The organism is Amycolatopsis sp. CA-230715, assembly GCF_018736145.1.
Lineage (GTDB): Bacteria > Actinomycetota > Actinomycetes > Mycobacteriales > Pseudonocardiaceae > Amycolatopsis.
Genome location: NZ_CP059997.1, coordinates 7,647,499 through 7,671,974, shown reverse-complemented (window position 1 = coordinate 7,671,974; position 24,476 = coordinate 7,647,499). Strand labels below are relative to the sequence as shown.

The window sequence follows — 24,476 nt, the reverse complement described above, 5'->3', positions numbered from 1 at the left end:
GTCAGCCGTCCAGGAACTCGATCCGGTTGCCCACCGCGTCCGCGGTGTGGAAGCGCCTGCGCCCGGGAATCTCGTCGGGATCGGCCCAGTGGACCGGAAATCCGGCCGACGCGAGTGCGGCCGACACGGCGTCCACGTCGACGACGAAGGCGGGATGCGCCTTGCGCGCGGGCCGGAAGTCGGCTTCCACCCCCACGTGCAGTTCGCCGTCGGGCCCGCCGACCCCGGGCACCTGGAACCAGCAACCGCCCCGCTTCGCCAGCACCGGCGGCTTCGGCAACTCCGTCCAGCCGAGGACGCCGGTGTAGAAGGCCCGAACGCGCTCTTCCGCGCCCGCCGGGCACGAAACCTGAACATGATGAATCACGGCGACCCCCGTTTCCTTCTCCAGCATACGGCCGCGACCCGCCGCCCCCACATGGTCCATTGTGGACAATTGGCCCCGTCCGCGCGAACATGACCACGAACACGCGCGCCTCGCCCTACCGGTCAGTAAGATAACCGCGTGACCCAAGGCCACGAGCATCCGCGTCCCCGGTCGTCGAAGGTGTCGAAGGTCGCCGACGCGCTGCGCCGGACCGACCAGCAGCACAGGCTCGTCCGGACCGCGCGCATGGTGCGCGGACTGGTACCGGGCGACCGGCAGTTCGGCGACTCCCTGTCCACCACCGGCGGCTACCCGTCGGATCGGGTGGCCAGGCTGCTCGCGGAGGCCCGTGAGGACCAGCCGAGCGCGCTGCGGGAACTCGGCCTGGCGGCGGTCCAGGTGTGGCAGGCGGTGACCGCGCCCCGCGTCGGGACCGACTCCGACGTGACAATCCTGTTCACCGACGTGGTCGGGTTTTCCACCTGGGCGCTCGACGTGGGCGACAAGCAGGCGCTGCGGCTGCTCCGCGAGGTGTCCAACGCCAGCGAGCGGGCCATCGTCCGCCACGGCGGGCAGGTGGTGAAGGGGCTCGGCGACGGGTTGATGGCGGTGTTCGCCGACGCGACCGACGCCGTGGAAGCCGCACACGAGACGGGCAACGCGGTCAGCGCGATCGACATCGACGGGTACCGGCCGCAACTGCGGGCGGGCCTGCACACGGGACGGCCCCGGCGGGTCGGGCGCGACTACTTCGGCGTGGACGTCAACGTCGCCGCGAGGGTGGCCGACGCGGCGAACAGCGGCGAAGTCCTGATCACCGGCGAAGTGCTCGACGCGATCGGGGAAACCCGGTTCACCACCCGGCGCCGCCGCCGCTTCCGGGCGAAGGGCGCGCCGAAGGACCTGCGGGTGTACAGCGTGCTCCCCCGCTACGACGACCAGTAGCCATACGTGCAAAACACACGTATATTTCCAGGATGAACCACACCTTCCTGCTGGTGCACGCCCGATGGCACGGCGCGTGGTGCTGGGACCGCGTCGCGGACCTGCTCCGCCGCGACGGCCACGAGGTCCTCGTGCCGGACCGGCTCGGCTTCGCCCAGCTCACCGCCCTGCTCGAAGCGCAGGACCGGCCGGTGCCCCTGGTCGGGCACAGCTCGTCGGGCATGACGATCTCCGCGCTCGCGGAACTGCTGCCCGACCGGGTCCACCTGCTCGCCTACGCCACCGCGTTCCTGCTCCCCGGCGGCGAAACCCCGCGAGAGGTGATCGGCGCGGACACCGAGTCGATCCTCACCGAGCACCTGGTGACCGATGAGCGGACCGGGCTGGTCACCGTGCGCGCCCCGGAGGAGGTCTTCTTCGGCGCCTGCACCGCGGAAGACGCGGCGTGGGCCGCGAAGAGGCTGGTGCCGGAGCCCGCGGGGCCGCCCGATCTGCCCGCGGTGGCGTTGACCGCGGAACGCTTCGGGCGAGTGCCCCGCGTGTACCTCGAATGCCTCGCCGATCGCGCGCTCGGGCCGTCGGCGCAACGACGGATGTACACCGCGACCCCGTGTCGCGCGGTGTACCGGTTGCCCGCCGACCACGCGCCGTTCCTGTCCGCTCCGCGGCAGCTGGCCGAAGCACTGGCGAACGCCACCTGAGCGGCGGAATCTGCGGCTAGGCTCTGCCGCGAAAAAAAGTTCGGCCCGGATGTCCGGGGCGAGTCCGCGGCACCGACGTCCCCGGTGAACAGGCACCCGACCAGTGCCACCACCGAGAAGGAGAACGGCCATGAAGTACATGATCATGCTCTACGGCTCGCAGCAGGACTACGACGTCCAGGCTGGCAAGCAGAACGACAAGCCCTCCTGGTCCGCGGAGGACATCCGCAAAATGGTCGAGCACATGACCTCGATCAACAAGGACCTCGCCGAATCGGGCGAACTCGTCGACGCGCAGGGCCTCGCGGCGCCCGCGCTCACCAGGCGGGTGCAGTTCAAGGACGGCGCGCCGGTGGTCACCGACGGGCCGTACGCGGAGACCACCGAGGTGATCGCCGGGTTCTGGATCGTGGACGTGTCGGGCATCGACCGCGCCACCGAGATCGCCGCGCGCGTCACGCTGTGCCCCGGCCCCGGCGGCACCATCGGCGAGCCCAGCCCGGTCGACATCCGACCGATCGGCGAGGCCCCGTCGCCGGACGACGTCTGATCCGTGCCCAGCACCGATTTCGAGGACCTGCTGCGCCGGTCGGCGCCGCAGGTCCTCGGCGCGCTGGTCCGGCGGTACGGGCACTTCGACACCGCGGAGGACGCGGTGCAGGAAGCGCTGCTGGCCGCCGCGACGCAGTGGCCGTCCGAGGGGCTGCCCGCCAACCCGCTCGGCTGGCTGATCACGGTCGCGTCCCGCAGGCTGACGGATCTGCTGCGCAGCCAGCAGGCGCGCGAACGGCGGGAGGACGCGGTCGCCCGGCAGGTGCCCGGCGGCGATCTCCTGGCGCCCGCCGCCGACCGGCAGGAGTCCGACGGCGACGACACGCTGATCGTGCTGTTCCTGTGCTGCCACCCGTCGCTCACCCCCGCCTCGCAGATCGCGCTGACGCTGCGCGCGGTCGGCGGGCTCGGCACCACCGAGATCGCGAGGGCGTTCCTCGTCCCCGAGCAGACCATGACCAGGCGGATCACCAGGGCGAAGCAACGGATCAAGGACAGCGGCCTGCCGTTCCGGATGCCGTCGGCACCCGATCGCGCCGATCGGCTCGCCGCCGTGCTGCACGTGCTCTACCTGATCTTCACCGAGGGGTACGCCAGCACCTCCGGACCGGATCTGCGCCGGCCCGAGCTGTCCGTCGAAGCGATCCGGCTGACCAGGATGCTGCGCGCGCTGCTGCCGCAGGACGGTGAGGTCACCGGGCTGCTCGCGCTCATGTTGCTCACCGACGCGCGGCGGCTCGCGAGAACGGGTGACGACGGCGAGCTGGTGCCGATGGCCGAACAGGACCGGAACCGGTGGGACGCGGACCAGATCGCCGAAGGCGTCGCGCTCATCAGCGAAGTGCTCCCGCGCGGCGAGGCGGGGCCGTACCAGTTGCAGGCCGCGATCGCGGCGGTGCACGACGAGGCCGCGAGCGCGGCGGAAACCGACTGGGCGCAGATCACCGCGCTCTACAAAGTGCTGCTGCGGATGGCGGACAACCCGGTCGTGTCGCTGAACCACGCGGTCGCGGTGGCGATGTCGGAAGGCCCTTCGGCAGGCCTCGAACTGCTCGAACGCATCGAACGCGACGGCGCGCTCACCGACCACCGCCCGCTGGCGGTCCGCGCGCACCTGATGGAGATGTCCGGCAAGCCGGACGCGGCGCGCGAGGCCTACCTCGCGGCGGCCGAACGCGCGCTCAGCCTTCCGCAACGCCGGTACCTCTTCGGCAAGGCGGCGCGCCTCACGTAGCGCCAGTGGTCTAGGCGAGTTCCTTCCCATCGCGTCGGCGAGCGCCCTACCGTCGAACGAGCCGGACACCAGCGGGGAGGGCGCCACGATGGTCAGCAGGCGGAACGCGATTCGACTCGGCGGTGCGGTGATGGCGGGCGCGTTGTCGGGTACGGCACCTTCGCTCGCACCGGTGGCCGATGCCGCACCGGCTCCGGCGCGCTCCGGCCCGGTCGGGCGCGGCTACTACCTCACGTTCTGCCGGATCCCCACCGCCGGACTCGCCACCTGGAAGTCCATTATGGACTCGTTCGCCGAGGACGGCGTCGAGCACGTGGTGCTGTGGATGGGCGGCGCGTTCCGGTCGCGCCGGTACCCGATCACCTGGCAGTACAACCGCGGGCACCGCAACGTGCGGGAGAACTTCGTCGGCGCGCTCATCGACTACGCGCACACGCTGGGCATCCGGATCCTGCTCGGGTTCACCCCCTACACCTACGACGGCACGAACCAGTACGCGTTCGAACGCCCCGATCTCAAGGGGCTGCAGGCGAACGGCTCGCTCGCGCGCATGCAGGGCATCCACTCGTGGGGCTACAACCTCAACCCGACGAAACCGGACGCCAAGCGGTTCATGCTCGACTACGTCCGCGAGATGTACTTCGACTTCTACCCCAACGCCGACGGCCTGCTGATCGAATCCTCGGACATCGACATCTGCACCGGCGGCGACTGCGGCGGCGCGAAGCACTACTACGAGATCGAGTACGAGTTCGTGCGCCAGATCTCCGACGAGGTGTGGACGCACAAGCCGGACGCGGACATTTTGGTGCACCCCAACTACTTCGTCGGCGGGCCGAACGGCGCGAACCTGCCCTACGACAAGCGGTGGACGATCATCTTCAGCCCGTGGACGGTCAACCTCGACCTGGCGGCGAAGGTCACGAAGGCCTACTACTTCGACCTCGACGTGATCAGCCAGCCGCCCGCGAACGTGCGCGCGAGCGTGCGGTGGGTGCGCGACCACGGTTTCGCCGCCTACTTCCCGTCGCAGGAGTACTTCACCTTCGTCGCCGAGCACGCCGAGTTCAACGAGACCAATCTTATCGGCCAGCAGCTGCACCCGTTCGGCTTCGAAACCATCGGACTCGACGAAAACCCTTACCGCGACCCGATCGTCGCGGTCAACCGGGTGGCGCTCCGCGAGTACGCGCAGAACCCCGAACTGTCCGACGCCGACTTCCGCGCACGGCTCGGGCAGGCGCTGCTCGGCGACGCCGCCACCGAGCAGGACATCGACGACCTCCTGTTCCTGCACACCTGTTGCTACGGGCGGAACAAGTCGTACTTCTCCCTTGCCGCGCAAGCGGATCCGCGCGTGCTGACCGACCGGCTCGAACGCGGCCTGCTCGGCATCGCCGAGCTGCGCGCCATCCAGTCCAATTTGGACACCCTGCCCTCGGTTTCGGCCCGGCTGCGGGCGTCGCGGAACCCGGCGGTGCGCCGCCTCACGCGGTACACCCAGCTGATCGAGCACAACTGGACCCGCGACGCGCGCCGCCTGCTGGCCGCCCACCTGCGGTGAACCCGCACACCGGAGCCGAACCGCCGTCAGGCTGCTACCACGGAGGGCAGATCACCGGCGTCTCCCACGAGTTGCCGCTCTCGTGGTGGTACAGGGACCCCTTTCCGCACACGTTCCGCACCACCTTGCCCTGGCCGGAGACCGACCCGCCCACCCAGACCTTGCCGGTGTACACGTTGGTCGCCTCCGGCCCGGAAAGCCAGTAGAGCGACACGGTGGCGTCGGGGCCCCTGTCCTTGTGGTAGGTCACTCCCGCGACGTCGTAGTCACCGGCCCCCGGCAGCACACCAAGGCACAGCGTACCGTTGGGGATACCGACGCAGGTCTGCTTGTGCGGCGCGGCGTTCGCTGGTGCGGCGACGGCGAGCGTGCTCACCGCGACCCCCAGCACCGCGATCGCGGCCCTGGTGCGCACCCGGTTCCGCCGGGAAAGCGCGTTCTTCTTCACCACGGTGTCATCATCCCCAGTTCATGGTTGTGATCAGGTGTGCGCGCGGGACTCCGCTTCGCGGACGAACCGGCGCGCGACGAACGCTGTCACGTCCCCGTTGCAAAAATCTTTCACCCACCGTTTCCGATGACAGGGAAACGTTACCGGCGCACGACCCCGCCGAGCCGGATCGCTTCGGCGACGGCGAGTTCGGCGGCTCCCTCGGCGACCGGCGAGATGTTGACCTCGTAGACGCCGGTGCCGTACGCGGTGCGGGTGGGTAGGTACCCCAGATATCCGTTGGTGTAGCCGACGAGCGCTGCCGGGCCCGGCAGCCCGGCCGCGACGGCGGCTTCCAGCGCCAAGTAAGGTTCCGCGCCCATGCTCACCAGCCGGAGCCCACCCAACCGCACCACGCCCACCACCACCCCGGTGCCGCGCACCCGCGCGGTGGCAGCCAGTTCCGCGCCCTGCACCGCGGTTTCCGCCTCGCGCACGGCCACCGGGTCGCCAGCACCGAGCACCACCTCCAGCCGTGCGCGAAGCGCGTCCAGATCGGGGCCGGGCTCGGCCGTCCGGTCCGGCAGGGGCAGCGGCCACGTCCGGAACCCGGCGAGGGAGTCCGGCCCGATGTCGACCGGCACGCCGGGTTCGCCGAGGATCGCGACGAGCTGGTCCGCGGCCAGCTCACCGAGCCGGTGCACCTCGTCCGGGGTCTGCGCGCGGCGGTGCGCGCGCGTACTCACGTCACCGGCCGCCCCGGTGGCGACCACGGCCCATCCCCCGGTGCGCGCCGCGAGCGCGCGCCGCGCCGCTCCCGCCAGGTCGGCGCTGGCGAGCAGGTTGTCCGCGCCCAGCACGGTGGGGTGCACCGGAAGCACGACGACCGCGCCGAGCACCGCGGCGCCCCGCCGCGCGGCCAGCACCGTCACCGGCACGTCACTTCGCGGCCGAGGCCCGCTGCGCTGCCCGCCGACCCCGGTCAACAGTCCCTTGTGGACGGTCAGGTCGACCGGTGCTTCCGCGGCGACGGCCAGTTCCGCCGCCCGCTCACCCGCCGCCAGCAGCACGGGCGCCCACTCTCGTGGCGTGCGCCCACCGCCAGGACGGCATCCGACGTCCGGGGCCGCGTGCGTGTGCGTCGCGCCGAACCACACCAGCTCCGGATCCGTGCGGTGCGGACCGGCCAGCCTGCCGACGAGCGCGGCGGCGAGATCGGTGTTGACCGCGGGGAGATCACCGACCAGCCACAGGAACCGGCGTTCGCCGTCGGACACGGTGAACGCGTGCACCTCGATCGGATCGAGTGTGCCGGTGCTGCCGCCGGTCCGCGCCGCGTACCCGCCCATCGCGGTCCCGGCGGGCACGTCGACGACCACCGAACCGTGGCCGACCGACGCCGTCACCGGAGCGCCTTGGTGAGCCGGGTGGTGATGTCCATCGGGTTCGTGATCGCGGTCCCGACCACCACCGCGTACGCCCCCGCGGCGACCGCGGCCCGCACGTCGTCCGCGGTGCGGTACCGGCCTTCGGCGATCACCGGGCAGTCGAGCGCGCTCAGTTCGCGGACGAGCGCGACGTCGGGTTCCTCCGGGATGACACCGCCCGTGTACCCGGACAACGTCGAGGCGACGACGTCGGCACCGGCGCCCCGCGCGGCGATCCCGGCGGCCGCACTGTCCACATCGGCCATCACGAGCACGCCGAGTTCGTCGTGGATGCGGGCGATCTGGTCGGCGAGCGTGCTGCCGTCGGGACGGGGGCGCGCGGTGCCGTCCACCGCGACCATCGTGGCACCCGCGCGGACCACCGCGGCCGCCGCGTCGAAGGTCGGGGTGATGAACGTGCCACCTGGCGCGGCGATCTTGTTGATCCCGATCACCGGCAGCGCGACCTCGGCCCTGATCGCGGCCACGTCCGCCGCCCCGTTCGCGCGGATGCCGCAGGCGCCGCCCGCCGCCGCGGCCGCGGCCATCCTCGCCATCGGGCCCGGCCCGTGCAACGGGTTCGACGGCTGGGCCTGGCAGGACACCAGCAGCGATCCAGCCGGAAAGGGCAGACCGTCCACAACGGACTCCTCGGGGGCAGGCGCGGCGTCGCCGCGGTGAACGTGGACGAGCGGGGCATAGCTCCCCAGTGCGGTGGTGGCGAGCCGCACGGCGCCGTCGAGCGGATCGCCCGCCGGCGGCACCAGCGTGGCCGAGGGCGCCAGCTCGGCGAGTCGTTGGCGCAGCGGCGCCATCAGCAGGTCACCGGCGTCGAAAAGCCTTCCGGCGCAAGCGATCCGGACGGCGTCGCAACCGAGCGCGCGCACACCCGCGGCGGCGGTGCGCGCAAGGTTGGCGGCGGAGGCACCGACGACCGCACTGGCCACCGCGTCCCCGTCGGCGGCCGCCTCGAACACGTCGACGGCGAACGCGGCCACCGCGGAGACCGGCGAATCCGCCATCGCGACGCGCTGCCCCAGGTCGGTGCCGCCGCCGTACCGGGCGGCGGCGAGACCGGACAGCGCCGTGGCGGGCCCGCGGCCGTCGGTGGCGGCCAGCACCGCGCGCAGCCCGGCCTGCCCGGTGGCGAAGCCCCCGCCGAGATCGCCGAGCAGGTGCCCGCCGCCGTCGATCTTGCGCGTGGTGCCGTCCGCGCCGATCGCGAGGCAGACCACACCGGTCCCGGCGGCGAGTGCGACGCCGGTGCCGCCGGGCAGCGCGCCCGCGTGCGCGGTGACCATGTCCTCGCACAACCGCACCTCGGTGGCGTCGAGCGCACGCGCCACCGCGACGCCGAGCCGATCCCGATCCGCCCGGCGCGCGGGGTATCCGGTGAGCCCGAGGCAGGCGATGCCGACGGGGCGCGCCACTCCGGCGTTCGCCGCGGCCGTGCGCACGGCCGCGGTGATCGACGCGACCGGATCGCCGTCGGCGTAGGAGAAACCGGGTCCTGTGCCGTTCCGACCGTCCGAAGTGCGCAGTCGAAGGCCGGTCTGCCCGCCGTCGACAGCGAGCCAGGCGGTCATCGCAGCCCCGCCGAAGCCGTCACGCCCTCGACGAACCGCCGTTGCAGCGTCACGAACAGGAGCACGGTGGGCAGCGCCGCGAGCAGCGCGGCGACGAGCATCATCGGCACCCCGGCGCTGCCGAGGTTGTTCGCCTGCATCGCGGCGAGCCCGACCGGCAGCGTGCGGTGGTCGTCGTCGGAGGCGACCAGCAACGGCCACAGGTGCGAATCCCAGTTGAGCATGAACACGAACAGCGCCAGCGCCGCCATCGGGCCGCGCACCACCGGGACCACAATGGACACCAGCGTGCGCACCACCCCGGCGCCGTCGAGCCGCGCCGCTTCGAGCAGTTCGTCGGGGACTCCGTCGATCGCTTGCCGCATAAGGAAGATCCCGAACGCGCTGGTGCCGGCCGGGATGATGAGCCCGGCGAAGCTGTCCACCCAGCCCAGCGAGTAGACGAGGCTGTAGAGCGGAACATAGATGATCTCGACCGGGATCATCAGCGTCGCCAGCACGATGACGAACAAGGCGTCGCGCCCGCGGTAGCGGAACTTCGAGAAGCTGTACCCGGCGGCGGTGCACGTGAGCACGTTCAGCACGGTGACGCTGACCCCGACGACCGTGCTGTTGAGGAAGTACCGCGCGAACGGTGTCTCGGTGAACGGCAGCGCCAGATTGGACCATTCGAACGTCGACGGCACCCAGCGCATCGGCACGGCGAGCACTTCGGCGGCGGGTTTCAGCGCGGTCAGCACCGCGTACACGAGCACGGAGATGAACGCCAGTCCGCCGAGCCCGGTGAGCACGAGCGCGACGACACGGCCGGGATGGCGCTTCCGGCGACGCCGCACGGGCGTCGCGACGCGGACGGCTTCCGCGGGAGGGCGGGGCCTGGTGGCGGGCTTCGTCATCGGTCCCTCCTCGCGAACACCCGCAGCTGCACCAGCGTCAGCACGAAGAGCAGGAGGAACATCAGCACGGCCACCGCGGAGGCGCGACCCATCCTGGCGTTCTCGAACGCGGTCTTGTAGACGAACAGGTTGACCACCTCGGTGCCGAACCCGCCGTTGGTGAGCACGAGCTGCGGGCTGAACGCCTGGAAGCCCCTGATCACCGCCATCACCGAGCACACCGCGGTGACCGGGCGCAGCATCGGCCAGGTGACGTACCGGAACCGCGACCACCGGCCCGCACCGTCCAATTCGGACGCTTCGTACAGCTCGCCGGGGATCGCCTGCAGCCCGGCGAGGAACAGGATCAGGAAGAAGCCGGTCTCCTTCCACACTCCCATCAGGACAAGGCCCCACATCGCGGTGTCCGAGCTGGTGAGCCAGTTGAGGTGCAGTCCGAGCGCCTGGTTGAGCAGGCCGTCCGGGTTGAGCACCACGCGCCAGATCACCGACACCGCGACCCAGCTCGCGGCCACCGGCAGGAAGTACAGCAGCCTGATCAGCCCGCCAGCCCTGGTGCGGTTGTTCAGCGCGTGCGCGAGCACGAGCGCCAGTGCGAGCGCGGGAACGTAGGTGCCCGCCGCGTAGACGACGGTCTGCAGTACCGCTTCGCCGAACTGCGGATCGGTCGCCAGGTGGGCGAAGTTGTCCATACCGACGAACTTCGGCGGCGTGGTCAGGCTGTAGTCGAAGACGGACAGGTAGAACACCCGCAGCATCGGGTAGATCGCGAACACCGCGAACAGCGCCAGCGCGGGGATCGCCAGCAGCATCCCGGTGGTGTGCCGCCGCCGATCCGCGCTATCGCGGCGGCGAGGGAGCGCGAGCACCGCCATCGGCTCAGCTCCCGAGGCTGCGGTCGATGCGGTCGGACGCCTTCTTCGCCGCGTCCGGAACCGCGACGTGGTCGAACACCGCGTCGTTGACCATGTCCGTCAGCGCGTCCTGCACCTCCGAGTAGTGCGGCGCGACCTGGTCGAACTTTCCCTTCTGGTAAGCGGAAGACCACACCGGCAGCGCGTCGACCTTCTTCGCGGCCTGCCCGGTGTCCCAGCCGGACACCGGCTGGATGAAGTCCACATCGGACAGCCAGCGCTCGTGCTTGCTCGCGAGGTAGGAGATGAACTTCCACGCCTCGGCCTGGTGCTTGCTCGCCTTGCCGACCGCCCAGTAGTAGCCGTACCACCGGTTCACCGGCTGTGCCGGGTTCAGCTGCGGCAGCGGCACGACTTTGAGTTGTTTGTACACATCGGGATTGCTCTGCCGGATCTGCTCCATCGCCCACGGGTAGACGATCGCCATCGACTGGCGCCCGGTGGCGAGATCGCTGAACGGCGAGGTCGCCTCGCGCGAAGTCTTGTTGGGATCGGCCGATTTGTCCTTGCCCGCGGCGAGATCGACCCACAGCTGCAGCGCGGCGACCGACTGCGGCGAGGTCACGGTGGCGTGCTCGTGACCGGGATCGGTCAGGGTGCCGCCGGTCTGGTTCAGCAGCGTTTGCAGCTGCTGGGAGTACCAGCCCGAATGCAGGTACAGGAAGCTGAACGCCTGCGTGTGCTGGGCGGCGACGAGCTTCTTCGCGTCGGCGGCGACCTCGTCCCAGGTCTTCGGCGCCGCGTTCGGGTCGAGCCCGGCGTCGGTGAAGTGCTTGGTGTTGATCGCGAACGCGGTCGCGTTGAACTCGCTCGGGAGCCCGTAGTACTGGCCGTCCTTCGCCGCGCCGTCCAGGACGCCCGCGTTGTAGCGCGCCTTGACCTCGTCCGCCGAAGCGGCGCCGAGCGCACCTGCGTCGATCGGCGCGACCAGCTCCTTCGGCAGGTACTCCCCGCGCAGCGCGCTGTCGTCCATGTTCAGCACGTCGGGCCCGGTGCCGTTGCTCATCGCGGTGAGCGTCTTCGTGTTGAACTCGTCGTTGGGGATCGTCTGGTACTTGATCTTCACGTTCGGGTGCTGCTGCTGGTACTCGGCGATGAGCGCCTCGTTCAGCTTGACCATCGGCGGGTGCGTGTGGGTCCAGAAGGTCAACGTGACCGCACCGCCGTCACCGGAGCCCGAGCCGCACGCGGCGAGCGCGCTCGCGAGCACCAGCGCCGTGCCGACGGCGGCGGCGGTCCGGATGGTCCGTGTCCTGCGTACGCGCATGGTCCGCTCCTCGTCAGCTGATCGCGCGGCCCGCGGCGGGCCGCGCCGGGCGGTGGAGTTCCGCGGTGATCGCGTAGCGATCGCCCCGGTACATCGCTTCGCAGTACTCCATGACCCTGCCGCGCGCGTCGAGGCTGATGCCCCTGATCCGCATGCACGGCTGGGTGATCGGGATCCGCAGCTGCTCCGCGGTGCGCCGGTCCGGCATCGCGGGCTCCAGCTGGCAGGTGCCGCTGACGATGTCGGTCCGGTACTTCGTGGCGAGCAGCTCGTACCACGAACTGTGCAGGTCCTCAATGGACAGTCCGGGTACGTACCGCTCCGGCACGGTGGTGCGTTCGAGCGCCATCGGCGCGTCGTCGGCGAGGCGGAGCCGGACGAACTCGACCACCACGTCCCCGGCGGGGATCCGGAGCTGCTGGCAGCGGGCCCGGTCCGCGCGGTGGCGGCGGAGTTCGAGCGTCCTGCTCGCCGGGCGCATCCCCCGTCGCCGCATCTCCTCGGAGAACGAGGTCATGCCGAGCCTGCGGCTCACCTTCGGCCGCGAGGTGAACGTGCCGCTGCCCTGCCGCCGCACCAGGAGCTCCTGCAGCACCAGATCGTCCATCGCGCGCCGCAGCGTCATCCGCGCCACCTGCCACCTCGCGGCGAGCTCGCGCTCGGAAGGGAGCGGCGCGCCCTCCGGCAGGAGATCGACGAGGTCGAGCAGGCGGGCCCTGATCTCCCCGGTCTTACCGGGAGCCAACGACGTCATGCCACCCTCCTCACCCGGGAACGCCGGTAGGACGAAACCGGGCTCAAGCAGACGTCATGCGCACTACCCCGGCCAACACCCCTGGCATTCCTCGCTAGACCGATCCGGCCAGCTGATCATGCCGCAACGACGGGCTGACCAGTAGTGATCGGGCGATCGAGCGGGCGGCAGTGGTCTACTCCGACGACAGCTCCGCGCGGACCGCGGCGATGCGCTCGCCATCCCATGCCACCGAAGGATCCGGTTCGAGGAAGGCGAACACGGTGCTCGCGATGCCGAGCGCGGGAAGCGACCAATCGGCCTTGGCGCTGCTCCCGAACGGGTTCGCGCGCACGCGCTGAGCCGCCACTTCCGGGGTGGACAGCGCGGTGAGCACCAGCCCGCGCATGGTGGCGTTGACCAGGCGCGCGACGGTTTCGAACGTGGCGTCGAGTTCGGGCCGCAGGCGGTAGCCGAGCAAACCGGCCAGGTACTCGTAGGCCTTGGCGATCCTCGCCACGAATCCCTGTTCCGAACGCGCGAGCGCCTGCTGGACCTCGTCCCGCAGATCTCCGCTCGCAAGGCTTTCGAAAGTGGCGTGCAGGGCGAGGTAGGTGCGCCAGTCGGTGGAGCCGTGGATGGCTTCGAACTCGACGAGCGCGGCGTGGCGGAGCAGCTCGCTCCACAGGTCGTGGCGAGTTCGCGGGGTGGCGAACCAGCCGAAGTGCTCCAGCGCCACCTCGCGGATCACGTTCATGCCCTCGTCGTCCGGCATCCTGGCCGGGACGGCGGCGCTCGCGAGCGCCTTGAGCAGATCGCTGAAGAACAGGTCCTTGTACGGCCAGCGCCGGTAGACCGCGCTCCTGGCCACCCCGGCGTCGCGGATGACGTCCTCGAAGCTGATGTGGTCGAGCCCGACGGTCAGCCCCGTCCGGTTGACGAGCGCCATCGCGGCGTCGACCATGCGCTTCTCGGTCTCGTCGTCCGACAGCCTGCGCCGCCGCCTGCCGAGCGCGGGCTGGGACTCCTCCGCCATTTCGCACACCTCACCTTGCCTCGGGGTCTCCATCACTCTACATTGAGACATGATGTTTCAAGTTTAGAGTTTGAAATCCGGACTACGGAATCCACAGTATCGACCAAGGGGAATCTCATGCGAACGCACGAACACGAGGGGGCCGGGCCGATCCGGCACGCGATCACCGCGATGCGGGCGGGGGCGGCGCTCACGGTGGCGGCGGTGATCGTCACCGTGCTCGACCAGCGCACCCTCACCCGTCAGCTCCAAGCCGCCTATGCCACCGCTCCCGGCAAGGTCGACATGGCGAGGTCGAGCATCCTCACCTACCTGTTCGCGCTCGCCGCGATCGGTGTCGTGCTGTGGCTGTGGCTGGCGCGGGCGAGCGGCCGGGGGCGCCCGTGGTCACGCGTCGTGGCGACCGCGGTGTTCGTCGCCGGGACCGCGCTGTCGGCCTACAACTTCACCCAGCCGCACCCGGTGCTGGTGACGATCGCGGGGCTGGTGCCGTGCGCGGCGGGGCTGGCCGCCGTCGTTTTCCTTTGGCAGCGCGGATCTTCGGCGCATTTCGCGCACTGAAAGGGTGCCCGGTGGCGGGCGGCCCCGCCGCCCGCCACCGAGGTCATTCGTCGAAGATCGCGACCGCGCGGGTCCAGCCCGCGGACGCGGCGTGCACCTTGACCGGGAAGCACGAGATCTCGAACCCGTCGGCTGGCAGCGACTCCAGGTTGTGCAGTTTCTCGATGTGGCAGTACCCGATGTCCCTGCCCGCGCGGTGGCCCTCCCAGATCACCGACGCGTCGTGATCGCGGGCGTAGCGCTTCGCAGTGTGCACGAACGGCGCGTCCCAGCTCCACGCGTCCGTGCCGGTGAGCCGGACACCGCGCTCGAGCAGGTACAGCGTCGCCTCGCGACCCATGCCGCATCCGGACGCGACGTAGTCGTCCTGGCCGTACTTGGCACCGGCCGAGGTGTTGACGACCACGATCTCCAACGGCCGGAGTTCGTGCCCGATCCGCTTCAGCTCGGCCTCGACGTCGGCCGCGGTGGCCACGTACCCGTCCTCGAAGTGCCGGAAGTCCAGTTTCACCGCGGGCCGCAGGCACCATTCGAGCGGCACCTCGTCGATCGTGATCGCCCGCGCGCCGCCGTCCATCACCGCCGAGTAGTGATACGGCGCGTCGAGGTGGGTGCCGTTGTGCGTGGTGAGCCGCACCCGCTCGATCGCCCATCCCTCGCGGTCCGGCAGGTCGTCGATGGTCGCACCGGGGAAGAACGACACCACGTCGCCCGCCGTGTCGGTGTGCGTGAAGTAGTCGATCTCCGGCTCGTGACCGGGCGGGTCCGAGGCGATCCCGCCCTTGAGTGCCACCGAGATGTCGACAAACCTGCGCATGGAACGGACCTCCCGAAGTCGTGACGTGTGACGCCCATTCTTCGGGTCGGCCCGCCGCTACTTCGACGAGGGCTTGAGTTCCTCGATATCGGCGGCGATCTGGTCGAACAGCTTGGCCAGCTCGTCGACCCCCTTCCGGTTCCCCGCCGTGTTCAGGTCGATCCAGGCCAGCATCTCCGCGGCGGAGAAGGAGTTCGCTGGCACCACCCTGGACTGGATGGGCTCGCTCAGCGACATCAGGTCCCGCAGCACCCGGCCGGTCGACTTCCCCTTTTCCCGGTAAGGGATCGAAAGGTCCTCGCGGACGTCGTAGACGCCGCCGACGACGAGACCCTGCTGCGCCTCCGGCAGCGCGCCGAGGAACTCGCCACCGCCCGCGAAGTGGTTGTTCGTGTACGAGTCGTTCAGGTCGACCCCGCTGGCCCTGATCCCCGGGACCTGGCCCGAGCTGGAGTACTGGTGGACGTCGTAGTGCCCGGCGGCCGGGTCGGGGCGTGCGCCGTAGCGCGCGATCCAGATGGCCAGCCCGGGGATGCCCCACTGGTCCGGCCTCGTCGCCTTCGCGAACGCGTTGTTCATGTAGACCCCGGGCCGATACCCGAGCTCGGCGACGTGGCGGCAGAACCGGATCCCGAAATCGCGTGCCCCGGCGTTCGGCCCGAACGGCGCTTCGAGGTCGAGCGCGGGCACCAGCCCGGTGGCGTCGAGCCTGCGCACCTCGGCGATGAAGATCTCCGCCTGCCGTTCCGGGCTCGGGGAAAGCTGCGCGTAGTGGTAGCCGCCCACCGGTATGCCGACCGACTTCGCGCCGTTCACGATCGCGTCCGCCGGTCCCGCCGTCGCGATACCGCCGCCGTCGGTGAGCTTCGTCCACACGTAGCCGACACCGTGGTTCCGCACCGCGTTCCAGTCGGTGACCGTCTGGAACTTCCGGTAGATATCGATACCGAGCGCCATGTCAACCCCAGCGGGAGTCCGGACTGCTGCTGTCTCGAAGGCCACTGTGTCGGCAGGACGTCGTGTCCGGCACCGCTCATGAGCCGTCCATCCGTGCGCGTTCCGCTGCCCGATCGGGCAAGCGGAATCCGCCGTTCGGACTCGCGATGAGGTCTACCCGCGCTGTGCCGTTCGGAGGAGACTTCCCCGGTACGGCCGGACAACAGGGGAGAAACCGCAGATGGAATCCACAGTGGACGTTGCCGTGATCGGTGCCGGCATCTCCGGGCTGGTCGCCGCGAGGGCGGTCGCCGAGGCGGGGCGCTCGGTGCTGGTGCTCGAGGCGCGGGACAGGGTCGGCGGGCGCGTGCTGAACCACTCGCTGCCGAACGGGGCCGTGACCGAGGCGGGTGCCGCGTTCGTCGGCCCGACCCAGGACCACATCCTCGCGCTCGCCAAGGAGCTCGGCGTCGCCACGTTCCCGGAATACGCCGACGGGGACAACGTCTACGTCAACCGCGGGCACGCCACGCGCTACACCGGCACGCTGCCGCCGGATCTGCTGATCCTGCCCGACGCGACGATCGTGCACCTCCGGCTCAACCAGATGGCGTCCCAGGTTCCCGTCGACGCGCCGTGGGCCGCGCCGAAAGCGGCCATATGGGATGCCATGTCCCTGCACGACTGGTTCCGCTCGACCACGCTGAACCCGGCCACCGAGAACCTGTTCCTGTCCTTCCTCGAGCCGTTGATCGGGGCCGAGCCGCAGGACGTCTCGCTGCTCTACTTCCTGTGGATGATGGCGGGCGCGGGCAACGAGACCAACCCCGGCACGTTCGACCGGTCCTCCGGTGTCCGCGACGGCGCGCAGGACTCGCGGTTCGTCGGCGGCTCCCAGCTCATTCCGTTGCGGCTGGCCGAAAAGCTCGGCGACCGGGTGGTGCTGAACGCGGCCGCGCGCCGCGTGGTCCAGTACGACGACCACGCGGTCGTCTCCGGTGAATTCGGCTCGGTGAAAGCGAACCGCGTGATCGTCGCGGTCCCGCCACCGCTGGCCACGGCGATCGAATGGGATCCGGTGCTGCCCGCCGCGAAATCCGTGCTGCTGCGCCGGATGCCGATGGGCACGCTGATGAAGTGCGCCGCGGTGTACCCCGAGCCGTTCTGGCGCGCCGACGGCCTCAGCGGGATGGGCCTGCTCACCGACGGGCCGGTGCGCTCGATGTTCGACGTCAGCCCGCCCGACGACTCGGCCGGGATCCTGCTCGCGTTCATCGGCGGCTACCGCAGGCGCGACTGGGGCGACCGGCCGCTGCCCGAACGCCGCGCCGCCGTGCTCGACGCCTTCACGAAGGCTGTGGGGCCGAAGGCCGCAGAGGCGATCGACTACTTCGAACAGGACTGGACCACCGAGCGCTGGTCCACCGGCGGCCCGGTCGCGATCACCGGTGTCGGCACCATCTCCGGCTACGGCCAGGCGATCCGCGCCACCACCGGACGCGTGCACTGGGCGGGCACCGAGACGTCGACCTACTGGGCGGGCTACATGGACGGTGCCGTGCGCGCCGGGGAACGCGCCTCCGCCGAAGTCCTCGGCGCCTTGTAGGCATCTTCCGTACGGCGCATGCCCCTGTGACCTTCGGGGCGCTCAAGTCCCCGAAAGTCAAGTTTCATCTAGGGCATCAAATCCGCCAGCTCCGTTTGTGCTGCTCAGAGCCCTAGATGAATGACAAGGCCCCGGTTCGTGAGACCGGGGCCTTGTTCCTGAATCGTCAGCGCATCGTGCGGTCTGCGGCCCGCACGAACGCCGCCCATGCGGCCGGTTCGATCGTCAGGTGCCCTGTAGCCCTGCTCTTGGTGTCGCGGACGCCTACTGCGTCCGTGCCGAGATCGACCTCCACGCAGGCCGTCTCCTTGTTGCTGTAACTGGACTTGCGCCACTCTGACGATCCACGAGCCGCTCCCGATCTGGCGTCGGCTGCGTCGAGGTTCGTTGTGAGCGGCCGGTTCCTTCTTATTCACCACCGCGCGCGTCATAGGTACCGCTCCGCCAGCGTGTGTGCTGGGCTCCCGGTTACGTCTGGACACGTGGGTGATGGCCTAAAGCAAGCCGGTGATACCGGTGAATGAACACGGCCACGACGAGCGATTCGCCGTCGAGATCACACCACAGTGCAGTTCGAGATCGATGTTGTACCGCGGGGCTCCCCGGCCTGATGATCGCTGACGACTACGCGGAGGTGGTACTGCTAACAGGCCCGAAGTATGCGGATGCGGCAGTGGCAAAGGAGTTCGCGATCGCGCTGGCATCGAGCGCGTTGGCTTTCGCGGGTGTCTGCAATCGCCGCCTCATGTCCTGGCCGTCCGCGGACGCCATAACAGAGGTAGACCATGGCATCGGATGAGCACGTGCCCGGCGTGATGTATTTCTGGCGTCCGTTGGACGGACCCGACGGGCGGGTGCACCGTGCAGCGAAGAAAGACCTCGGCGGCCCGACGCTACGCACCACCTGCTGCTCATGCTCGGTCAATGTTGCTGAGATCGTGACCGTCAGCGGCGGAGGCTGCGAATCAGGGCTGTGCGCATTGCTGCTTCCGCTGGTCGGCCAAGACCGTCCATGGCACCCCGGCGTTGGCACACCTCCCGGAGTCGCAGGGAGAACCAAGCCCAACTAAATATGCACCCGGTCCATGCGCACGCCCGTAATCCCCGACGGGTTGACACCCCCGCTGGCGCACGGGCCGGGCCTCATCCCCAGGCGGCGCGGGTCTATCTCCCAAAGCTCGCCCCGCGCCGCCTGGGCCAGTAGACGACGTGCCGAACACCAAATCAGGTCTTCGGCACGTCGTCATGCCCGTTCCGTTTGCAAACACCCGTAGCGTTCTCCTCGACGCATTGCATCGACCCGGCTACCGTCAGCGTCGGGAGATAGATGTAAGGCGAGCTTGGGGAGAGCTATGTCCACGGGGCGTTCGATGCCGCCCGATCCCAGCGCTGTCCGTGATGCGTTGGTGCGGCTTGATGACTTTTCGCGGCGACTGCCGGAGCTGATGTTCATCCTGGTGACTCCACCCGGGGCTGCTGATCAACCTGGCGGGATCGAGCTACGGCGCACACACCGCCAGGAGCTCGCAGCAGCCGGTTATACCTCGATCGATCGGCTCGTCGCAGCGTGTGGATCTGGCCAGCCGTGGGTCCAAATGAGGCGCGATCAGCTGGAAGACCTGTGCACCGAAACTGGCATCGCTGCTATCGCCGTCGACGTGGTGCTCGATGCACAACCCCGCTATCCGGACATCGACAGCCGCGAGCAACCGCCACTAGAACCAATCGAGCAGCTGGACCAGCCCGACGACTACCTCTACGTACCGTCCCGCCCTGTGCGGGAAGGTCAATACCAGGTCGAACTCGAACTACAGCCGGACAACTCGGGCCGTCCGCTGATGCTGGCCTACACCTCACCGGAACTACTGGCCGCCGGTTGCGGCGAATTCCAGCCCTGGGTTGCGTTACACGCCAACGACGTGCCGAACGCCATTGAGGAATCTGGTGCGCACGGCGTGCTGCTTAACCCTGTGCTCGCCGAGCAATCCCGGCACACCGGCCCCGTCCACGACTGGGATACGCACTCGATCGTTGGGTGGTCATGACATGACCTCGGCCTACGGAGAAAACGGCGGCTACTCATACACCCCTGAAGGACTCAACGGCATCGTTGGACAACTGCGCGAAGGAGCAGGCGCCCTCGACGCTGTGGCCGGAGGCGGTGTTCCTGTCGATGCGGGCGCGTCTTCAGCAGCAGTCGGCCACGTCCTGGACAGCGTCGTGCGCATGGCGATCGCGTCCGCGGAAAGCATGAGCGAAGCGGCAGGCAAGGTCCACTCCGCGAACGGCGCATACGACGACATCGACAACTCTCACGCGGGACAGTTGCGGCTGAACGAAAAGCGCGACACACCGGACGCGCGACGCGAACAACAAGTGCACGGATAGGGGGCGCCACCATGGGACAAGCACTCAACACCACGGTCAACGGCTCGTCCGGCACATGCGTGGCCGCCGCGGACTGGCTGCGAACGGTGACCGACGCCGGGCACCATGCAGCCGGAAACGTCCGCGCCGCCCTGACCGGGGCCGAAGCGGACTGGCAAGGGCCCGCCAGCTCTGCGTTCCAGGAGTCGATAGGCAACATCGACGTAGTTTCAGATCAAATGGCGGACTGGGCTTCTCGGACGGAACATGGCCTCCGGGACTTCGCGGCCTCACTCGACACGATCGTCGCTCGCATGCAAGACGCATTAGGAAAGGCGAGGGTCGGCGGCTTGCAGGTTGACGGCCCTTTTATCGTCGAACCTGCCCCTCTGCCGATGGGAAAGCCTGGAACACCGGTCGAGGTCTGCACCGCAGACAATATGCACAAGGTTATAGGGCAATACAAAGGCGATATAAATCAATATAACGCACAAGTATCAGATTACAATGCGAAAGTCGCGATATATAACGAGTGCAAAGCTATCGTTGATGGCGCCCGCAATACCGAGGGTGAAGCACATCAATCCCTTCTTCGAGCCTTGGCGCCGCCGTCCGGCGGACCTGACATCGACTCGTACAAGGTCGGCACTACAGTAATCGCCCGCGTCAACAGTTACATTTCTTCGTTTGAGAACCCTAGAAAAGAGAGCCTTCTCAAGGCTGCACGAGCAGAGGGAAGCGCTCAGTTCTATGAGAACTGGGCAAATGGCACGCAGCTTACCCTCACAGCGGCCAACAAGGCGGATCTCAAGTGGGCGATTGACGAGTCGCGCGCCAACAAAGTTGCCTATGAGACTCGCGCAAGCGAATTCGGAAAATATGTAGAGAAGGTACCTGAATGGGTACGGAAGACAGTTTCCGCCTATCCCGGAAAGAGTGTATTGCACGTCCTGCCCGCGGAGGCCGGATTAGGATTGCAGACCGGGCAGAAACTGCTGAAAGGAATGCCCTACGTAGGAAGTAGTCTGACTCTGATAAACGAGTTCGTCGGGGCCGCCAAGGGGGAACAAAGTTGGGGAAAGGCGGCGGCTGACACTGCAGCTCAAGTCGCGGGTGGAGCGATCGGAGGAGCTGCGGCGAGCGCTGGGGCAGGAGCACTTCTTGGCGCCCCGCTTGGTCCAATTGGATCGCTGGTGGTTGGCACGGCGGGCGGCCTCGCTGGTGTCATTGGCGGACAGGCCGTGGCGGATTGGCTCGTGCCGAAATAACAGAGAGTAGTATTCGATGACCTACGACGGCTCAATGCATGGGCAAGCTTCAATGAACCATATCCCGCCGCGTCCGGACCCAATCACAGGTGAGCCGTTTCCTCCCCACGGTCTAGGTTACCTCCGAGATGAGAGCGATTACCCCAGAGATAACCCGAACCGGGAGACTCGCGTCTCATATCGACCTGATCCGCCACCTGGATTAGGGCCAGTTCTGGCCTGGCATCGCGAGAGTCGGCGAGGAAAAATCGTTACCGCACTAGGAGCCTTGGGGCTATTCCTGCTCGGAACAGCGCTGATCTCCAGCATGAATGACTTCGGGCTCAAAGCGTTCGAGTTTTGGCAAATCTGGGCCGTAATCATCGTTACAGTATTCTTGATCGTTGCCCCGTTTAGCTACTTGACCTATGCGGCTGGAGCAGATTGGTTCATGGTCGAACGCTCCCGATGGGGAATCAAGAAGCGGCTTTGGGTTGACTTGTACGATCTAACCAGGATCGACGTTTCATATGGCGGTACAACCTTTCACTTATTTCTGTATGATAAAGACCTTGGCTTATCTCGCAGCTTCGAAGAGATCCAACGCGACCGTCGAATCTGGGATCTCGTTTACAATGGCATTGTACACTCGGCCGCAAATGGGGCTAACGTTAGCCTGCAAGCTATCGGGGTTCTTCAATTAAACAGTCTTCCCTTTCTGCCATTTAAAAACGGCAATAAAGAAGACAAACCGCAAGACGATTGCACTGACGACCTAGAGGATTCATAACGCGAACCGTCTGCTGGGACGAAACCGATAATCAACTGAGCGGACGCAGAATCGTCTCGTACCCGAAACCCCCGAGAAGAACGCCCAGCAAGGCGCCGAGTACGACCTGCGCTGTGGTGTGGTCGCGGAGTTCGACTCGGGACCAGCAGACCCAGACCACAAGGACGCCGAGCAGCAGGAGGACTGGGCCGTACACGATCGCGAGGACGACAACGGCCAGGGCGGCGACTTGGGCGTGCATGGAGATCTTGAAGTGCAGGCCGAAGGTGATCGCGATGCTGGCGATCAGGCAGAGGATCCCGGCTCCGGCCAGCGCAGTCATCTCGTGTGGTGCGCCGCCGAGGGTCACGATCAGCAGTCCGGCGGCCAGTGACGTGATGCAGGCCGCGAACGGAATGACTCGGCCTTCGCGGTTGGTGACGTGGTGGCTGTCCCATTTGCCTTGGCGTGCGCCGTGGCTGATCACGGCCATGGGATGATCGATCCGGTGATGCTGACGATCAGGCCCCAGAGCAGGGTTTCGCCGACATGGTGGCCGGTGACCTGCCAGGCCACGGCGAGCGGCAGGCCGAGCACCCAAACCCAGGGCGCAAGGACTTCAGTGGCCAGCCTCGCGCCACGCCGTCGCAGAGAGTTGACCTCGCGGTTAGTGGGCTGGCTCGGCATCGGGCGTGGTCTCCTCAAGGATGGTTTTCACGATGGGTGATTCGGTGTAGGCAGTGGCCACGGTAGCGAGCCAGGTTGCGTCGTCGCGGTAGTCGTCGGTGCCAGGGCCGGTGAAGCTCACCGGGCCGGAGTTTCCGACTGGCGCGTTCTGGCGTGCGGTGGCGAGCGCGACGGCGATCACAGCGGCTTGGGCGACTGCTTCGGCTTGTCCGTCGTCGAGCTGGTTTCGTCGGGCAAGGTCGCGGGCTTCCTCGGCCACGGCGGGATTCAGGTGGGGCTGGAGGGGCTCGAAAAGGACGTCGCGGATCTCGACGATCCGGTTGCGTACTCGGTCGGTGATATCCGGCTTGCCCGCGGCTTCGGGTGGGTTGAACCGGTAGTCGGGTGCCCAGTCGGTGAGATCGCGCCACAGCGGTTCTAGCGCACGGTCGTGGCGGCGCAGCTCCCAGCGCGGCCCGACCGCTGGCAGCGTCATCCCGGCCATGAGCAGCAGCGTGGCGCAAGTGATGAGCAGGCGGCTGACGCCGAGGTTTCCGGGCCGGGGGAGCGTGGCTGGGGCCTGTCAGCGGTTGGTCTTGCTCGTGTTCGTGCTGTTGCTGGCGAGGGCCGGGTAGTCCTTGATGACCATGGAGTCGTGTAGTCGCAGGCCCTTGCCGTTGAGTTTGGCGAGGGCGCGGCTGGCGCCGGTGGGCAGGGCGGAGACCAGTTGCAGGCCGCGCAGCACGGCCCAGGTGCCGAGGCGGGAGTTGGGGATGAGTCTTTTCGCGGCGTTGCGCGCGAACGCACGGCTGCCGAGCACGAGGGGTGTCATCTCGCGTTCGTAGGCGGCGAAGGCGCGTTCGTGGTCGCCGTTGGCCACGGCGAGTTCACCGGCCAGCACATAGGCACCGAGCACGGCGAGGCTGGTGCTGCCTCCGACGGCTGGACCGGGGCAGTAGCCCGCGTCGCCGACCAGCGCCACCCGGCCACGTGACCAGGTGTCCATGCGCAGTTGGGTGATCGAGTCGAAGTAGAACGCCGGGGTGTGGTCCAGTTCGTCGAGCCAGCCGTCCACCTCTGGGTGCATGCCGCTGAACGCCGCGCGCAGCAACTGCTTCTGCCGCGAAACGTCCCGATGGTGGTAGTCGAGTTGGTGCCGGCTGCGGAAGAGGAACACCGCCCGCGCGTCGCCGGGGCGTCCAGCGCCATACATTCCGGCGGTGCGCCCCACACCGAGGTGTTCGACGAGCTCGCCGGCCCGGTGCGGGGAATCAGGCACGGACAGCACCCCCAGGTACGCCCCGATGAACGCGCTGAAGCCCGATTCCGGGCCGAAGACCAGGCGCCGCACGTTCGAGTGGAGGCCATCGGCTCCGATCACGAGGTCGAAGCGGCGTGCCGCCCCGTTGTCGAAGAAGACCTGGCCGTCGTCGGCGAGGGCGGTGATGGAGTCGCCGAAGACGTATTCCACGTGGTCGCGAGTGGCGTGGTGGAAGATCTCGCTGAGATCGTCGCGCATGATCTCGACGTGCCGGTCGGTCACCGCGCCGAAGATCTTGGTCAGGTCGATGGTCACCGGCCGCCGGCGGCCTTCGCGGTGCACGGTCAGCCGGGTGGTCCCGGTGGACATCTCCGCCACGCGCGGGAGCACTCCCATCTTTTCCGCGACTTCCATCGCTGGCCCGAACAGATCGACCGCGTGGCCGCCGGTCTTGCGTGGCGTGGGTGCGCGCTCCACCACCGTCACGCTGTGCCCGTACCGGGTGAGCCAGTAGGCCAGCGCCGGCCCGGCGATGCTGGCGCCTGAGATGAGGATTCGCATCTGACCTCTTCTTCCTTTAGCGAGCCTGTCGAT

27 protein-coding genes are annotated in these 24,476 nt (G+C 68.4%); 11 read left to right on the top strand and 16 right to left on the bottom strand.

Translation table 11 applies throughout. The annotated features are described in order from the left end of the window. Position 1: 1 nt before the first annotated feature. On the bottom strand, positions 2-367 hold the full coding sequence (locus HUW46_RS36445) for a VOC family protein (RefSeq protein WP_215543263.1): 366 nt from the start codon (positions 365-367) through the stop codon (positions 2-4). Between the two features lie 138 nt (positions 368-505). Here HUW46_RS36445 and HUW46_RS36440 point away from each other — a divergent pair, with 138 nt between their 5' ends. The 5 genes from HUW46_RS36440 to HUW46_RS36420 all read left to right on the top strand — a co-directional run bounded on the left by HUW46_RS36440 (position 506) and on the right by HUW46_RS36420 (position 5,363). Continuing rightward, on the top strand, positions 506-1,312 hold the full coding sequence (locus tag HUW46_RS36440; RefSeq protein ID WP_254125241.1) for an adenylate/guanylate cyclase domain-containing protein: 807 nt from the start codon (positions 506-508) through the stop codon (positions 1,310-1,312). A 32-nt stretch (positions 1,313-1,344) separates the two neighbouring features. Then, a complete protein-coding gene (locus HUW46_RS36435; RefSeq protein WP_215543262.1) occupies positions 1,345-2,013 on the top strand; it encodes an alpha/beta fold hydrolase in 669 nt (222 codons plus the stop codon). A gap of 130 nt (positions 2,014-2,143) precedes the next feature. Beyond that, positions 2,144-2,563 (top strand): YciI family protein, encoded by a 420-nt coding sequence (locus HUW46_RS36430; RefSeq protein ID WP_215543261.1) that lies wholly within the window; start codon positions 2,144-2,146, stop codon positions 2,561-2,563. A 3-nt stretch (positions 2,564-2,566) separates the two neighbouring features. After that, positions 2,567-3,799 carry an RNA polymerase sigma factor gene (locus tag HUW46_RS36425; protein WP_215543260.1) on the top strand — a complete coding sequence of 411 codons (1,233 nt, stop codon included), beginning with the start codon at positions 2,567-2,569 and terminating at the stop codon, positions 3,797-3,799. Positions 3,800-3,887: 88 nt separating this feature from the next. Further along, positions 3,888-5,363, top strand: a complete 1,476-nt coding sequence (locus HUW46_RS36420; protein ID WP_215543259.1) for a hypothetical protein — start codon at positions 3,888-3,890, stop codon at positions 5,361-5,363. Between the two features lie 34 nt (positions 5,364-5,397). On the opposite strand, the gene HUW46_RS36415 is transcribed toward HUW46_RS36420, so the two are convergent. From HUW46_RS36415 to HUW46_RS36380, 8 genes are all read right to left on the bottom strand, one after another. Further along, on the bottom strand, positions 5,398-5,814 hold the full coding sequence (locus HUW46_RS36415) for a hypothetical protein (protein ID WP_215543258.1): 417 nt from the start codon (positions 5,812-5,814) through the stop codon (positions 5,398-5,400). 140 nt (positions 5,815-5,954) lie between these two features. Beyond that, on the bottom strand, positions 5,955-7,199 hold the full coding sequence (locus HUW46_RS36410) for a hypothetical protein (RefSeq protein ID WP_215543257.1): 1,245 nt from the start codon (positions 7,197-7,199) through the stop codon (positions 5,955-5,957). Beyond that, on the bottom strand, positions 7,196-8,806 hold the full coding sequence (locus HUW46_RS48575; protein WP_254125239.1) for a putative N-acetylmannosamine-6-phosphate 2-epimerase: 1,611 nt from the start codon (positions 8,804-8,806) through the stop codon (positions 7,196-7,198). Before HUW46_RS48575 ends, HUW46_RS36410 begins: the two co-directional genes overlap by 4 nt. Then, positions 8,803-9,702, bottom strand: coding sequence for a carbohydrate ABC transporter permease (locus HUW46_RS36400; RefSeq protein WP_215543256.1), 900 nt, complete (start codon positions 9,700-9,702; stop codon positions 8,803-8,805). The genes HUW46_RS48575 and HUW46_RS36400 overlap by 4 nt, the downstream gene beginning before the upstream one ends. Next, positions 9,699-10,577 (bottom strand): carbohydrate ABC transporter permease, encoded by an 879-nt coding sequence (locus HUW46_RS36395; protein WP_215543255.1) that lies wholly within the window; start codon positions 10,575-10,577, stop codon positions 9,699-9,701. The genes HUW46_RS36400 and HUW46_RS36395 overlap by 4 nt, the downstream gene beginning before the upstream one ends. A 4-nt stretch (positions 10,578-10,581) precedes the next feature. Next, positions 10,582-11,883, bottom strand: coding sequence for an ABC transporter substrate-binding protein (locus tag HUW46_RS36390; RefSeq protein ID WP_215543254.1), 1,302 nt, complete (start codon positions 11,881-11,883; stop codon positions 10,582-10,584). Positions 11,884-11,896: 13 nt separating this feature from the next. Then, positions 11,897-12,637 (bottom strand): GntR family transcriptional regulator, encoded by a 741-nt coding sequence (locus tag HUW46_RS36385; RefSeq protein WP_215543253.1) that lies wholly within the window; start codon positions 12,635-12,637, stop codon positions 11,897-11,899. A 175-nt stretch (positions 12,638-12,812) separates the two neighbouring features. Beyond that, a complete protein-coding gene (locus HUW46_RS36380; RefSeq protein WP_215543252.1) occupies positions 12,813-13,652 on the bottom strand; it encodes a TetR/AcrR family transcriptional regulator in 840 nt (279 codons plus the stop codon). 117 nt (positions 13,653-13,769) lie between these two features. On the opposite strand from HUW46_RS36380, the gene HUW46_RS36375 reads away from it, so the two are divergent. Beyond that, positions 13,770-14,213, top strand: coding sequence for a hypothetical protein (locus HUW46_RS36375; protein WP_215543251.1), 444 nt, complete (start codon positions 13,770-13,772; stop codon positions 14,211-14,213). 43 nt (positions 14,214-14,256) lie between these two features. Here HUW46_RS36375 and HUW46_RS36370 read toward each other — a convergent pair whose 3' ends face one another. Both HUW46_RS36370 and HUW46_RS36365 read right to left on the bottom strand, forming a co-directional pair. Beyond that, a complete protein-coding gene (locus HUW46_RS36370; protein ID WP_215543250.1) occupies positions 14,257-15,030 on the bottom strand; it encodes a cyclase family protein in 774 nt (257 codons plus the stop codon). A 57-nt stretch (positions 15,031-15,087) separates the two neighbouring features. Then, positions 15,088-15,987, bottom strand: coding sequence for a glycoside hydrolase family 25 protein (locus tag HUW46_RS36365; RefSeq protein WP_215543249.1), 900 nt, complete (start codon positions 15,985-15,987; stop codon positions 15,088-15,090). Between the two features lie 220 nt (positions 15,988-16,207). Between HUW46_RS36365 and HUW46_RS36360 the strand changes: the two genes are divergently transcribed. Beyond that, a complete protein-coding gene (locus tag HUW46_RS36360) occupies positions 16,208-17,572 on the top strand; it encodes a flavin monoamine oxidase family protein (protein ID WP_215543248.1) in 1,365 nt (454 codons plus the stop codon). A 166-nt stretch (positions 17,573-17,738) separates the two neighbouring features. On the opposite strand, the gene HUW46_RS48570 is transcribed toward HUW46_RS36360, so the two are convergent. Then, positions 17,739-17,984: a DUF397 domain-containing protein gene (locus tag HUW46_RS48570; RefSeq protein WP_215550326.1), complete on the bottom strand. Its 246-nt coding sequence runs from the start codon at positions 17,982-17,984 to the stop codon at positions 17,739-17,741. 940 nt (positions 17,985-18,924) lie between these two features. On the opposite strand from HUW46_RS48570, the gene HUW46_RS36350 reads away from it, so the two are divergent. Genes HUW46_RS36350 through HUW46_RS36335 form a run of 4 tightly spaced genes read left to right on the top strand, consistent with a single transcriptional unit; the run spans position 18,925 to position 21,976 of the window. Beyond that, the gene (locus HUW46_RS36350; RefSeq protein WP_215543247.1) at positions 18,925-19,617 is read left to right on the top strand and encodes an SAV_915 family protein; all 693 of its coding nucleotides are present in this window, start codon (positions 18,925-18,927) and stop codon (positions 19,615-19,617) included. Position 19,618: 1 nt separating this feature from the next. Then, positions 19,619-19,960: a hypothetical protein gene (locus HUW46_RS36345; protein WP_215543246.1), complete on the top strand. Its 342-nt coding sequence runs from the start codon at positions 19,619-19,621 to the stop codon at positions 19,958-19,960. An 11-nt stretch (positions 19,961-19,971) separates the two neighbouring features. Next, complete coding sequence (locus tag HUW46_RS36340; RefSeq protein WP_215543245.1) at positions 19,972-21,207, top strand: WXG100 family type VII secretion target; 1,236 nt, start codon at positions 19,972-19,974, stop codon at positions 21,205-21,207. A 16-nt stretch (positions 21,208-21,223) separates the two neighbouring features. Then, a complete protein-coding gene (locus HUW46_RS36335; protein ID WP_215543244.1) occupies positions 21,224-21,976 on the top strand; it encodes a hypothetical protein in 753 nt (250 codons plus the stop codon). Between the two features lie 31 nt (positions 21,977-22,007). Here HUW46_RS36335 and HUW46_RS36330 read toward each other — a convergent pair whose 3' ends face one another. The 4 genes from HUW46_RS36330 to HUW46_RS36320 form a co-directional block, all read right to left on the bottom strand. Next, positions 22,008-22,448, bottom strand: a complete 441-nt coding sequence (locus HUW46_RS36330) for a hypothetical protein (RefSeq protein ID WP_331477175.1) — start codon at positions 22,446-22,448, stop codon at positions 22,008-22,010. Continuing rightward, positions 22,439-22,642, bottom strand: coding sequence for a hypothetical protein (locus tag HUW46_RS48950; protein WP_331477174.1), 204 nt, complete (start codon positions 22,640-22,642; stop codon positions 22,439-22,441). The genes HUW46_RS36330 and HUW46_RS48950 overlap by 10 nt, the downstream gene beginning before the upstream one ends. After that, the gene (locus tag HUW46_RS36325; protein ID WP_215543243.1) at positions 22,623-23,126 is read right to left on the bottom strand and encodes a DUF6545 domain-containing protein; all 504 of its coding nucleotides are present in this window, start codon (positions 23,124-23,126) and stop codon (positions 22,623-22,625) included. The genes HUW46_RS48950 and HUW46_RS36325 overlap by 20 nt, the downstream gene beginning before the upstream one ends. 78 nt (positions 23,127-23,204) lie before the next feature. After that, complete coding sequence (locus HUW46_RS36320; RefSeq protein ID WP_215543242.1) at positions 23,205-24,443, bottom strand: FAD-dependent monooxygenase; 1,239 nt, start codon at positions 24,441-24,443, stop codon at positions 23,205-23,207. Positions 24,444-24,476: the final 33 nt, after the last annotated feature.

Coding starts and splice junctions, on each gene's coding strand:
- HUW46_RS36345 (WP_215543246.1), top strand. CDS start 19,619: ATGACCTCGGCCTACGGAGAAAACGGCGGCTACTCATACACCCCTGAA.
- HUW46_RS36395 (WP_215543255.1), bottom strand. CDS start 10,577: ATGGCGGTGCTCGCGCTCCCTCGCCGCCGCGATAGCGCGGATCGGCGG.
- HUW46_RS36385 (WP_215543253.1), bottom strand. CDS start 12,637: ATGACGTCGTTGGCTCCCGGTAAGACCGGGGAGATCAGGGCCCGCCTG.
- HUW46_RS36370 (WP_215543250.1), bottom strand. CDS start 15,030: ATGCGCAGGTTTGTCGACATCTCGGTGGCACTCAAGGGCGGGATCGCC.
- HUW46_RS36430 (WP_215543261.1), top strand. CDS start 2,144: ATGAAGTACATGATCATGCTCTACGGCTCGCAGCAGGACTACGACGTC.
- HUW46_RS36350 (WP_215543247.1), top strand. CDS start 18,925: ATGTCCACGGGGCGTTCGATGCCGCCCGATCCCAGCGCTGTCCGTGAT.
- HUW46_RS36365 (WP_215543249.1), bottom strand. CDS start 15,987: ATGGCGCTCGGTATCGATATCTACCGGAAGTTCCAGACGGTCACCGAC.
- HUW46_RS36420 (WP_215543259.1), top strand. CDS start 3,888: ATGGTCAGCAGGCGGAACGCGATTCGACTCGGCGGTGCGGTGATGGCG.
- HUW46_RS36360 (WP_215543248.1), top strand. CDS start 16,208: ATGGAATCCACAGTGGACGTTGCCGTGATCGGTGCCGGCATCTCCGGG.
- HUW46_RS36330 (WP_331477175.1), bottom strand. CDS start 22,448: ATGGCCGTGATCAGCCACGGCGCACGCCAAGGCAAATGGGACAGCCAC.
- HUW46_RS48950 (WP_331477174.1), bottom strand. CDS start 22,642: ATGCCGAGCCAGCCCACTAACCGCGAGGTCAACTCTCTGCGACGGCGT.
- HUW46_RS36375 (WP_215543251.1), top strand. CDS start 13,770: ATGCGAACGCACGAACACGAGGGGGCCGGGCCGATCCGGCACGCGATC.
- HUW46_RS36320 (WP_215543242.1), bottom strand. CDS start 24,443: ATGCGAATCCTCATCTCAGGCGCCAGCATCGCCGGGCCGGCGCTGGCC.
- HUW46_RS48575 (WP_254125239.1), bottom strand. CDS start 8,806: ATGACCGCCTGGCTCGCTGTCGACGGCGGGCAGACCGGCCTTCGACTG.
- HUW46_RS36335 (WP_215543244.1), top strand. CDS start 21,224: ATGACCTACGACGGCTCAATGCATGGGCAAGCTTCAATGAACCATATC.
- HUW46_RS36435 (WP_215543262.1), top strand. CDS start 1,345: ATGAACCACACCTTCCTGCTGGTGCACGCCCGATGGCACGGCGCGTGG.
- HUW46_RS36400 (WP_215543256.1), bottom strand. CDS start 9,702: ATGACGAAGCCCGCCACCAGGCCCCGCCCTCCCGCGGAAGCCGTCCGC.
- HUW46_RS36380 (WP_215543252.1), bottom strand. CDS start 13,652: ATGGCGGAGGAGTCCCAGCCCGCGCTCGGCAGGCGGCGGCGCAGGCTG.
- HUW46_RS36325 (WP_215543243.1), bottom strand. CDS start 23,126: ATGGCCGGGATGACGCTGCCAGCGGTCGGGCCGCGCTGGGAGCTGCGC.
- HUW46_RS36390 (WP_215543254.1), bottom strand. CDS start 11,883: ATGCGCGTACGCAGGACACGGACCATCCGGACCGCCGCCGCCGTCGGC.
- HUW46_RS36340 (WP_215543245.1), top strand. CDS start 19,972: ATGGGACAAGCACTCAACACCACGGTCAACGGCTCGTCCGGCACATGC.